The sequence below is a fragment of the Candidatus Paracaedibacter symbiosus genome, assembly GCF_000757605.1.
Taxonomy (GTDB): domain Bacteria; phylum Pseudomonadota; class Alphaproteobacteria; order Paracaedibacterales; family Paracaedibacteraceae; genus Paracaedibacter_A; species Paracaedibacter_A symbiosus.
On the sequence record NZ_JQAK01000026.1, the window covers coordinates 1 to 749 of the forward strand.

Here is a 749-nt window from a genome sequence, read left to right on the forward strand (position 1 = left end):
GGTGGAAATGTGCAAAAGGACATGAGTGGGAAGCACAAGTATCTCCAAGGACAAGAGGTAATGGTTGTCCTGAGTGTGTAAATCAAAAGGTCGGGAAAGATAATAACCTAGCAGTTTTAAGACCTGATTTATTGGTAGACTGGGATCCAGAAGAAAATGGAAAATTAACGCCAAATGATGTCACTATTGGCAGCAATAGGAAAGTTTCTTGGAAGTGCAAAAAAGGACATAAATGGCGTACAAGTGTTTCACATAAGAATAGAGGATCAAGATGTCCCACATGTTTTCCTCGAACAAAAAATACATCAAATGTCGGTAAAATTGTTCCAAAGAAAAAAGGTTATAATACACTCCCTCATTATCTGTATAAGGAGTGGCATCCCATCAAGAACGGTTTATTTAATCTTGAGAATATTTCTTTATTTTCGAATAAAAGAGGTTGGTGGAGATGTGAAAAAGGCCATGAGTGGAAAGCTTTGATTAGTACTAGATCTAAAGGACATGGATGTCCTGAGTGTACCAATCATAAGGTCGGCATAGATAATAACCTTGCTGTCATGAAACCTGATTTAGCTGATGAATGGCATCCTACAAAGAATGGTGAGTTAACGCCTTTTGAAGTTGTTCCTGGGAGTGGTCAGAAAGTGTGGTGGAAATGCCATAAAGACCATGAGTGGGAAACTTTGATTAGTAATAGATCTACAGGAAAAGGGTGTCCTGAATGTGTCAATCAAAAGGCCGGAAAAGAC

1 protein-coding gene is annotated in these 749 nt (G+C 38.7%); it reads left to right on the forward strand.

Annotated elements, in window-relative coordinates:
• Positions 1 to 749: zinc-ribbon domain-containing protein (locus IG80_RS15995; RefSeq protein ID WP_198027405.1), on the forward strand; the 749-nt coding region annotated here is incomplete at both ends.